Source organism: Bradyrhizobium sp. CCGB20 (assembly GCF_024199855.1).
Taxonomy (GTDB): Bacteria; Pseudomonadota; Alphaproteobacteria; order Rhizobiales; family Xanthobacteraceae; genus Bradyrhizobium.
Map to the genome: position 1 here is coordinate 2,543,279 of NZ_JANADN010000001.1, position 8,833 is coordinate 2,552,111.

Consider the following 8,833-nt stretch of genomic DNA (forward strand, 5'->3'; position numbering starts at 1 on the left):
GCATCAATTGGAAAATAGTCAGATCAGTCTGGGAGACTAGGGGTCGGAGGTTCAAATCCTCTCGCTCCGACCATTATTCCAAATCATCTGTCGGGTGGATTGATCGTGGCGTGTCTCGCCCGCCTTCGCCTGAGCGCTCGCTGAGCGGCACGTACGTGACGCTGCTGACGCTGGGCAAGGAATTACCGACGAGATAGGAGCGCGCCACAGATCGGTTTGGTTGCGATGCGAAAACGGAAATCGCCCCTGAGCAAAAAGATATTATGGTCCATAACGATGTTCGCACCGACCTAATTCGGCGAATATCTTTCGCGTCCCTTTTAGTAACGAGTTTTGGGGGAACGCCACATGATTGGTTTTCAAGCCAAACTGGAACGTTTTGAAAGCCTCGCAGCTGAATGCGAATTGATCGCCAAACAATCGGATGGAAGTAATCGCGAGTTTTATCTGCGTGCAAGCGAACACTATCGCGGGTTGGCCAAAGACCTACGTACCCTGATCGCATCGTTCGACGTCGCCGCGTAAGTGCCGGCCAATCTTTGAAAGCTTCGCATTCTCGCGGTGAAGCAAAAAGCGGCCGCCAACTGAGGCGGCCTGCATGTCTGTCAGGCCATGGTGATTTCCAAATTAGGCCGCTGACGCCGGAATTACCGCTTGTCGAACGCCTTCGCATGCGGGAAGAGCACGGTTTGAAGTCTGGTGATGATCAACTTGTTCAACGTCTCACAATTGTTCGGTGACAGGTGAGGAAGCTGGCGCGAAGTCTTCCACGGCGGCGGTGACCGCGGAGCAACTCGTCATCAATCGGGCTTGTCATCAGACGATCCCAATGCGATGGCTCAGCTTGGCGCCTTTTGCAAGGGTTGCCTCAGCGCGGGCGGCAACTGAGCAAATGACTTCCCACTCTTCCTACTCGCTCGCCCCCGCTGTTTTTGAAAGCGCTGCAAGCGAGCGTAAACAGCTTGTCGGGTGCGGCGCAGCCGCTCGCCGACCTCCTCAGCAGTGGCACCAGCGGCAAAGAGCGAGAGCAATTCCGCCTCTTCGTCAACCGACCACGGACGCGTCGATGTACGATCGTTCGTCATTCGCGATCTACAACAGCTAAATACGCGGCGGCACAGGCCGCCGCGGTGGGTCGGGAAAGCGAGCCGGCCGCTCTGAGCGCGGCGGCGAGCGTAGCTTCGCCTGAGAGCTGGAACTAACCAAGCCGCCGATGCGTCCTCGTGATCCATGCCGCAGAACAATATCCATGAACCATTTAGAAAAGATTTCCGGGCCGTTCCCGATCCGTAACTGCTCGTAAACGATGCGATGGCAACAAGCGGCCATGGAAACCGAACGCCCGCTTGAAACGATACGTCAAGACATCGCGAAGGCGTCGAATATCTTATGATCGAAGCTGGTCTGACAGAACTTAGCCGCCTCCGATAACCAAGGGTGGGAACGACGAACGTGTCAAAGGCCATGGAACTAATCGTCGCCGGCTACGTGAAAGTACAGGACCGACGCGCTCTGGCCGACTTGCTGGCACATCGTCGCAAGGTGCTCGCCCAGCTGCAATCCGTGTCGGTATCAACCCAGAGAACGCGGCCAAAGCAATCCAAGAAGAATTGGCGTTGATCGAAGCCGGCCTCGAAGAACTTAAACCCCCGCCCGGTTCGCTGCCTGAGAACGAGTGGAGCTAGCGATGCGCGTTAACAAGATCAATTGGGACAAAATCGGCCGAGCGACCGAGCCTGGTCGATACAAGTGCTTTTTCGGATATCTGACGGTCACTTCAGAAGACATTCAGGTTTGGACGCGCTACCCCGATGCGACGTTCACTTTGATCGCGCAGCCGACGACTGAGCAATCGGTCGCTGAAGACTACCGCCTTGGCGCGTTCGACATCGGCGGTCTTCAATAATAGGCCCGTTGTGCGACTCGGCCTAAGGACTGAAGCATTGCAGCCCCCATAGGAACTTTGCCACGCAGGGTCGGTTGGTTAGGGTGTACCGTTCGGCGGCCCTTTGCCAACTCAGGAGATGAAGATGGCAAAAGCTTTAATTTCAAAGGGGGACCTCGAACGCATTGCGCTTCAGGACATCCGTAGTTTCCCCGGCTCCGAACATGTCGTCTCAGTAGAAGTCGAATACGAGGCCCGGCAAGCACAGGACACCAACTGGCAATTGTGTGTCATAGCGAACGACGGAGGCGATCTCGACCGCATTCAATATGCCGCCAAGGTCACAAGCGATCGGTTGAAGCGCCGATACGATCTTCGGCTGGCCTCCTAGGCAGCACGATCAGCCGTAGCCTCCAGTTGGAAATCGGCTTGCGAAAAGGCGCCCCCGCAACGGTTGCGATGATTGAAGTCAATGGCACGCTAATGCCGGAAGTCCCTCGGCGCACCTTCTACTTCTTTGATGATCCCCTCGGCGTCGGCCGATCGGCCATATTGCACTTGCAAGGCATGCCGGCGCCACGCTGGCATGCTGCCGCGCGACAGCAGCGCTTGTTCCAGATTTAACTTTCCGCGACGACATCAAGCTTAATCCGGGTCTTTGATTGCACCAAAGCTGCGGAGCGCTAACCTCTCTGCACCGGACATTGCCCCCGCCCGGGGTCACCATGGCGAGGTCGTCGGGCCACGATACTCGGGGCGGCGGCTTCGTAAAACTTCTAGCCACGAACGCGAGTTTTCATTTGAAAGAGCAGCCGCATCATGAGACCATCGATCTGATTGAGATGCGTCGGCAACTCACGGCTTTGCGTTCGCAACATTCCGACAATCTTCAAATTGCGTCTTTGCTGAACCGCTTTCTCGTGACGATTGCATTCCTGGCAGCGCCAACAGACCTCGCCCATGAGCAGTATCTCCGATCGGAATTCGAGCGAGCGCTGCAAAGGGTCAAAGAGATCAGTGCGCGGACCAAGTCCGATTGAGCCACACAGCCGCCGCCCTAAGCGGCCGCCCCGCCCATGAGCAGGACTAATAGGCGCGCCGCACCATTCGGGGCCGCGAGGGCGGTCTCGGAGAAACCCGGTTTGCAAGCGCGATCACTGCGGCCTCGTCGGTTTCAAGCGCGATCTTCTGGGCGAGCATCACGTCGCAAGTTCCTAGGGGCCGTTCAGGAACGAAACACCACCCCGTCTTGGGCTCCATTTTTTCATCAAGCTCCCAAACATTGCTCATGGTGCCCGGATGAATTCGGTATCGTCGGCCGGTGTGGGATCCAGTGACATCGAAGAAGCCTTCGGCATCAAATTGCGCACGCTGCTCTGGAGATAACCATTCTCGCAAAAGGCGGCGCGCACGCGCTTCCGGCCCATTTTCCTCGATGAAGCTCCGATAAAGCGCACGCATAGCGCGCAAACGCGCACTGCCGGCACCGTTTCGTCTGAACAAAAACATTTTGCGCGCGGCGAACGCCGTCTATCCGCTGACAAGGCGCGGATAGGAAAGCGTTTCCTCCGCCGTCGGATCAAATGTCCGCACGACGTTTAGATCGCCAGTCGCCATCCGCATGGCGGCGGTAAATCCTTGGTCGATCAGCTTCTTTAAACGCCACTCAGCCTCGGCAAGCCGCTTGGATCGGTTTGCTCGAAGAAGTGTCTGCTGTCGCCTGTGGTCCATCACGATCTGGGTAGCCATGAAAGAGAACTCCGCAATGCCTGCCTCCGATTAGGACCGAACATCGCGACGATGAATAGCGTTCCTAGGCCTCGGTAAATCTCGCGTGCTCCCGGAACAATCTCGCAACGTCGAAAGCCTTATCTGCCGCGATCTGACGGCGGCGCAACGTGCGAAGCTGATAGCGAAGCGGAAGGCGACTTATGAAGCGGTGCATCCGGAGACGCCGACAAGGTGGCCGCCCGGGCAAGGCCGGCGGCGGCAAGGCGAAGGTGGCCAACTTGGGCCAGCTTCGTCGCCGGTACGTCAGGGAAGACCGGCAAGCCGGAGCGGACCATCCGACGCGTGACCCGCCCGAAGGCGTTAGGCCCTGATCTGGACCGCGTCGCCGGGACGTCGTTGGACAAGGGCGCCGAACTGGATGCGCTGGCAGCAATGCCGGCAGATGCCAAGCGCGCCGCTGATCCGGCGCGCTGTCGCTTGCCTTGACGCATCCTTTGCGGTTGAGTTCTCGCATCAAAGATGGAGCGATCCACGGGGGCGCGAATGAACCGATTGCAAAAATACGTCGAACAAGGGTCAGACGGCGAACGGCCGGGACGGACTGCCTACGCTTTCAACGCAACAGTGCTGCCCGAACCCAAGAATGGCTTCGATTGGCGCCCGGTACGGGACTTCAGCTCAGCTGATGAAGTTTTGCGCAATGCGGGTCTAAAGGAAGTGTTCGAAGCTGCGATCAAGCATGGCTATGCCGTTGTGAACCCGGCATAAAGACCATGTAGCATCCCCGTTTGGCAGCGATCACAGATTTCGGTCACTCAGGGACGCCGGGAAACGAGACCCGGGCGTCGTTCGGAGAACCCGGGCCTTAAGATTGTCGCCGGATCACGGCCGTTTAAGGTCGCGCTTCTTCCAAGATGCTCCCAAGTTCGCTGGCTGATGTGGCTTCGATATTTGGGTCTCGCCGTGGATACCGTATTCGCGATCGAAGAACGCGCGGACAGCGCGCGTATATCGCCCGCCCATCAGCCCGTCGAATTTGGGAAAACAGCGGCCTTCGAGCAGAGTAACGACGGCGCGCCAGTGAGTGTACCCATGCTCACTCAGGTTGGCGTGCTGGCCGCAAGGCCGCGGGAGAAGCCCTACAAGCTCCCGACGGGAATGGCCTCCACCTTTTGATTGAAACCAATGGGAGTAAGCTCTGGCGCTTCCCGTAACCGCTTGAAATTAAAACGAATGCGACCTCCCTCCGAGCGCACCATAACCCACAGACATCACATTAGCCTGGCGAGGTGGAAGCACGCTCGCCGAAAAGATCGCGCAAAGTCAGTCGCGATGCAGAATGTGAGTGGATGAGGCTCAATCCAGTTGCTGCGCGACGTTAAGCAGCTTCTCTCTTAGCCACTTGTGTGCTGGATCGGTCGTATGGCGTGGGTGCCAGTACATGGCCTCGTGGATGTCCGGGACAGATATTGGGGACTCCAGCAGCTTGATATCGACCGTGCCAATCAGTCTTCTGGCCGCCCGTTCCAGCACGAGGCTGATGAGCCGCGTCCCTTTGATAAGAAATGGGCTCAACAGGAAGCTTTCGACCGTCACCTCAATACGCCGTTGAACGCCAGCATTGGCAAGATGTTGGTCGGCGAGGTTCAGCTGCCGATCGTCTCCGATGCCGTAGACGAGATGCGGGAGCTCGAGAAACTGCGTCTCGCTCAATATATCGCCTGTGACGTCGGGGTGATTTGCATCGACGGCGCAGAGCCAGCGATCGCTTAGCAGCGAGGCCGTCGGATAGTCGTTCGGTCCGAAGAGTTCGATCGGCTCGATGACAATGTCCGCCTGGTTCGTCTGCAGCACGCGCGCGGCGTCGCGAGCACGAGGCAGTAGATGAATCGTCACGTTCGGAGCCTCGTTGGAGATCATCCTCACGAGCGGCGTGAGCAGGACCAACCCCGCATAGTCGGACGCACTGATCGAGAACGTCCGCGCATCGGTCGCAGGGTCGAATCCAGGACGACGCAGCAGGAGATGTTCGACCTTGCTAAGCGATTCTTTCAGCGGGACGATGAGGTCTTCCGCATTTCGCGTTAGAGCCAGATCGCGCCCAACGCGCACGAGTAATGGGTCGTGGAAGACTTCGCGCAGTCGCGCGAGAGCCGCGCTCATCGCCGATTGGCTGAGACCGATGCGCTCGCCAGCCCGGCTCACGTTGCGCTCCGTGAGGAGCGCGTCGAGTATCACAAGCAGGTTGAGGTCAATACTTCGTAGGTTCACCCCAGGCCTCCCGGTGAATGCAGCCTCGGACCGTAACAATTTGTATCGTCGTGCACTATCGGAATGAGCTCGTCCTTGCCGTATTTCGATCGGCGGCATTTCGCATGTTGCGGTTGCGAGATGTTGCCGGCGATGTGTTGGCTCTCGGCTTTTCGGCGTCCCTCGAATGGTGTCTTAAGGCGCATGAGACGGATGGATCGATCCGGCAGATAGTTGGAATACTTATTATCGATTAGACGTCGGCCAGGCGCGCCACCTAGCTTCTGTGACACGAATAAGTCGCTACGAGGCGCACCATGAATAACAACTCGGGAATTGGAAACGACCTCGGAGTTTCGCCTTCGCAGACGACTGCGGATGCGGCGGAATTCCGGGCGGCAATGCGGCACTTCGTCGGAAGCGTGAGCGTCGTGACAACTTGGCATGGCGCTAGACCCTGGGGGATGACGATCAATTCGTTTACCTCGGTCTGCACCGAGCCGCCGACGATCCTGATCTGTTTGAACAGCAAGACCGTGACCGCCGCGCACGTCCGGGAGGGCGGGCGCTTCGCGGTGAACCTCCTCACTCAGGATCAGCTTCACCTTTCGGAGCTCTGCTCGCGTCCTAGCGTCGACAAATTCATTGACGAACACGTCTTGCTATCGGCCGGCGTTTTCGGCGGAAGCGGAGTTCCGCGGCTACGCGAGGCATCGGTTGTGTTCGAATGTCGGGCAGTCGAGCAACTTGTGGTCGGAAGCCATCGCATCGCCATCGCCGCGATCGAGTGCATTCATGCGCCGGCCGCTGGTCCGCCGTTACTCTACGGACAGGGGCGCTACATGCATGGCGTCGATCTGGAGGCGCGCGCATGACGTCCGCGTCGTCCCCGAAGGAAGTCGCCAACGCGCTCTACGACGCCTACTGCAGGCACGATCACCGCGCGATCCTCGCGCTCTATTGCGATGATGCGACGCACGACGAAGTCTCGCAACTCAAGACGAAGCAAGGCCCCGCCGAGATCGCGGTGGGCATGCAGAAGCTGTTCAGCTGGCTCCCGGACGTCCGATGGGAGGTGAAGTCCATGATTGTGGGAGGGGATGGAACGGTCGCCGTCGCCTACGTCATGCGCGCGACCGCTCCGCAGAAGAACGGCACGGCTGAAGCCAAGACCATTTCGTTGCGAGGTGTTCAACTGGTTCAAGTCGAGGACGGCCGGATACGCCACAGCGAAGACTACTGGGATGCAGCGACGTTCCAGCGGCAAGTTTCCTAAGAACATGAGAAGGAGTGAGCTATGAGAACCGGTGCCGAGTATCTTCAATCTCTACGAGATGGTCGCCGCGTCTACGTCGGTGGTGAGCTAATCGAGGACGTGACCACGCATCCCATGACGAAGGGGTATGCGAATGCCATCGCCGAATACTACGATCTTCATCTTGACCCGAAGCATCAAGACATCGCGACCTTCATCGATGAGAGTGGCAAGCGTCAGTCGATGCACTGGTTCCTTCCGCGGTCAAAGGAAGATGTAGTCAAGCGCCGCCAGTACTGCGACTTCCTCTGCCGTCACTTCAAGGGCGGCATCTTCACACGGCCGCCAGCCGGCATGAACGTGGTCATGTTCACCCAGGTGGACGACCAGAAGCCTTGGTCGGACAATTCGCGCTTCAGTGGCAAGAAGCGCGATCTCTCCGGAAATATTCAGCGTCAGTGGGAGGAGGTGACGTCTCAGGATCTGGCTATCTCGCCCATGTTCCTCGACGTCCAGTTCGATCGCGGCCGTGACAATGCGATGGCCGAGACGCCAATGCTGAAGATCATCGAAGAACGCGACGACGGCATCCTTGTCCGCGGCTGGAAGGCGATCGGCACGTCCGTTCCGTTCGTCAATCATCTTCTTATTGGAAACTTGTGGCGTCCCGGCCAGACCGCGGAGCAGACTGTCTACGCGCTGGTGCCGATCGCTACCAAGGGCATCTCGGTCGTGGCCCGCAAGTCGAACGCGCAGCCGGACGCAGATCCGTACGATCGCCCGTTGGCCAGCATCGGTGACGAACTCGACGCGATGGTCTATTTCGATGACGTCCTCATTCCATGGGACCGGGTTCAGCACGTCGGCAATCCTGACCACGCGAAATGGTATCCGCAACGTCAATTCGACTGGGTGCATCTCGAAACCCAGATCCGTCACTGCGTCCATGCCGAACTGATGGTCGGCCTCGCTCTGCTCTTGACGCAGTCGCTGGGCACCAGCACCAACCCGGTCGTGGCGGCGCAGCTCGCTGAGCTCATTCGCTTCCGCGAGACCTGTCGGGCCTTCATGATCGCCGCTGAAGAGACGGGATTCGCGACGCCCGGGGGGCTGTTCAAACCGAACAATATCTACATCGACTTCGGCCGCGCCTACTATCTCGAGAACCAGGCCAAGATGGTGAACACCCTGATCGATTTCTGCGGTCGCGGTGTTGTTATCCAGCCGTCGAAGCGCGAGATGGAGGATCCATATATCGGCCCGAAACTCGCAGAGGCCCTCCGCGGTGCTGAGATCAGTGCCTACGACCGTATCAAGATCTTCCGCCAAATCAGCGAGCGATTCCTGAGCGAGTGGGGCAACCGCCATGAGATGTTCGAGAAGTTCAATGGCACGCCTCTCTATCTCATCAACTTGCTGACGATGCAGCGCACAGAGTATCAGGTCGATGGACCGCTGACCGAGCTGGCGCGGCAGGTCCTCGGCTTCGGCGACACGGCGGAACTAGGGAAGCGTGCGCAGGAAGCTGAGCAGAAGTCCCACTACGCCAGCGTCCGCTTCCAGCCTGACTACGCGAAGGCCCAGGACGTTAAGAAATCCTACATGAACGACGCGGCCGAGTAGGTGAAGCATCACCCAAGATCGCGGAAGCCCCCAGTCGGCTTTCGCGGTCCCTTCAGCAGTTTCGAAGGTGAATGATACAAGCACTTCAC

The 8,833-nt window shown here is 58.4% G+C and carries 11 protein-coding genes and 1 pseudogene; 9 read left to right on the forward strand and 3 right to left on the reverse strand.

The window, feature by feature from the left end; genetic code table 11:
* The first annotated feature begins 348 nt into the window (after window positions 1-348).
* From NLM15_RS11745 to NLM15_RS11760, 4 genes are all read left to right on the forward strand, one after another.
* Window positions 349-525, forward strand: coding sequence for a hypothetical protein (locus tag NLM15_RS11745; RefSeq protein WP_254117105.1), 177 nt, complete (start codon window positions 349-351; stop codon window positions 523-525).
* Between the two features lie 1,162 nt (window positions 526-1,687).
* Entirely contained in the window at window positions 1,688-1,906 is a 219-nt protein-coding gene (locus NLM15_RS11750) for a hypothetical protein (protein WP_254117106.1), read from the forward strand.
* 124 nt (window positions 1,907-2,030) lie between these two features.
* A complete protein-coding gene (locus NLM15_RS11755) occupies window positions 2,031-2,276 on the forward strand; it encodes a hypothetical protein (protein ID WP_254117107.1) in 246 nt (81 codons plus the stop codon).
* A 409-nt stretch (window positions 2,277-2,685) separates the two neighbouring features.
* The gene (locus tag NLM15_RS11760) at window positions 2,686-2,925 is read left to right on the forward strand and encodes a hypothetical protein (protein ID WP_254117108.1); all 240 of its coding nucleotides are present in this window, start codon (window positions 2,686-2,688) and stop codon (window positions 2,923-2,925) included.
* A 46-nt stretch (window positions 2,926-2,971) separates the two neighbouring features.
* On the opposite strand, the gene NLM15_RS11765 is transcribed toward NLM15_RS11760, so the two are convergent.
* Both NLM15_RS11765 and NLM15_RS11770 read right to left on the reverse strand, forming a co-directional pair.
* Window positions 2,972-3,394, reverse strand: a complete 423-nt coding sequence (locus NLM15_RS11765) for a hypothetical protein (protein ID WP_254117109.1) — start codon at window positions 3,392-3,394, stop codon at window positions 2,972-2,974.
* A 21-nt stretch (window positions 3,395-3,415) separates the two neighbouring features.
* Window positions 3,416-3,634 (reverse strand): annotated as a pseudogene (locus tag NLM15_RS11770) (hypothetical protein).
* A gap of 525 nt (window positions 3,635-4,159) precedes the next feature.
* Here NLM15_RS11770 and NLM15_RS11775 point away from each other — a divergent pair.
* Window positions 4,160-4,384, forward strand: a complete 225-nt coding sequence (locus tag NLM15_RS11775) for a hypothetical protein (RefSeq protein WP_254117111.1) — start codon at window positions 4,160-4,162, stop codon at window positions 4,382-4,384.
* Window positions 4,385-4,579: 195 nt separating this feature from the next.
* A complete protein-coding gene (locus NLM15_RS11780) occupies window positions 4,580-4,792 on the forward strand; it encodes a hypothetical protein (protein ID WP_254117112.1) in 213 nt (70 codons plus the stop codon).
* A 180-nt stretch (window positions 4,793-4,972) separates the two neighbouring features.
* Here NLM15_RS11780 and NLM15_RS11785 read toward each other — a convergent pair whose 3' ends face one another.
* Window positions 4,973-5,887 (reverse strand): LysR family transcriptional regulator, encoded by a 915-nt coding sequence (locus NLM15_RS11785; RefSeq protein WP_254117113.1) that lies wholly within the window; start codon window positions 5,885-5,887, stop codon window positions 4,973-4,975.
* 296 nt (window positions 5,888-6,183) lie between these two features.
* On the opposite strand from NLM15_RS11785, the gene NLM15_RS11790 reads away from it, so the two are divergent.
* The 3 genes from NLM15_RS11790 to NLM15_RS11800 are packed head-to-tail and all read left to right on the forward strand — an operon-like array spanning window position 6,184 to window position 8,744.
* Window positions 6,184-6,741: a flavin reductase family protein gene (locus NLM15_RS11790; protein WP_254117114.1), complete on the forward strand. Its 558-nt coding sequence runs from the start codon at window positions 6,184-6,186 to the stop codon at window positions 6,739-6,741.
* Window positions 6,738-7,142: a nuclear transport factor 2 family protein gene (locus tag NLM15_RS11795; protein WP_254117115.1), complete on the forward strand. Its 405-nt coding sequence runs from the start codon at window positions 6,738-6,740 to the stop codon at window positions 7,140-7,142. Before NLM15_RS11790 ends, NLM15_RS11795 begins: the two co-directional genes overlap by 4 nt.
* A gap of 21 nt (window positions 7,143-7,163) precedes the next feature.
* The gene (locus tag NLM15_RS11800) at window positions 7,164-8,744 is read left to right on the forward strand and encodes a 4-hydroxyphenylacetate 3-hydroxylase family protein (protein ID WP_254117116.1); all 1,581 of its coding nucleotides are present in this window, start codon (window positions 7,164-7,166) and stop codon (window positions 8,742-8,744) included.
* Window positions 8,745-8,833 lie beyond the last annotated feature (89 nt).

Excerpts from the sequence above, each read along its gene's own strand:
- NLM15_RS11800 (WP_254117116.1), top strand. The coding sequence starts at position 7,164 with ATGAGAACCGGTGCCGAGTATCTTCAATCTCTACGAGATGGTCGCCGC.
- NLM15_RS11765 (WP_254117109.1), bottom strand. The coding sequence starts at position 3,394 with ATGTTTTTGTTCAGACGAAACGGTGCCGGCAGTGCGCGTTTGCGCGCT.
- NLM15_RS11790 (WP_254117114.1), top strand. The coding sequence starts at position 6,184 with ATGAATAACAACTCGGGAATTGGAAACGACCTCGGAGTTTCGCCTTCG.
- NLM15_RS11775 (WP_254117111.1), top strand. The coding sequence starts at position 4,160 with ATGAACCGATTGCAAAAATACGTCGAACAAGGGTCAGACGGCGAACGG.
- NLM15_RS11795 (WP_254117115.1), top strand. The coding sequence starts at position 6,738 with ATGACGTCCGCGTCGTCCCCGAAGGAAGTCGCCAACGCGCTCTACGAC.
- NLM15_RS11745 (WP_254117105.1), top strand. The coding sequence starts at position 349 with ATGATTGGTTTTCAAGCCAAACTGGAACGTTTTGAAAGCCTCGCAGCT.
- NLM15_RS11750 (WP_254117106.1), top strand. The coding sequence starts at position 1,688 with ATGCGCGTTAACAAGATCAATTGGGACAAAATCGGCCGAGCGACCGAG.
- NLM15_RS11755 (WP_254117107.1), top strand. The coding sequence starts at position 2,031 with ATGGCAAAAGCTTTAATTTCAAAGGGGGACCTCGAACGCATTGCGCTT.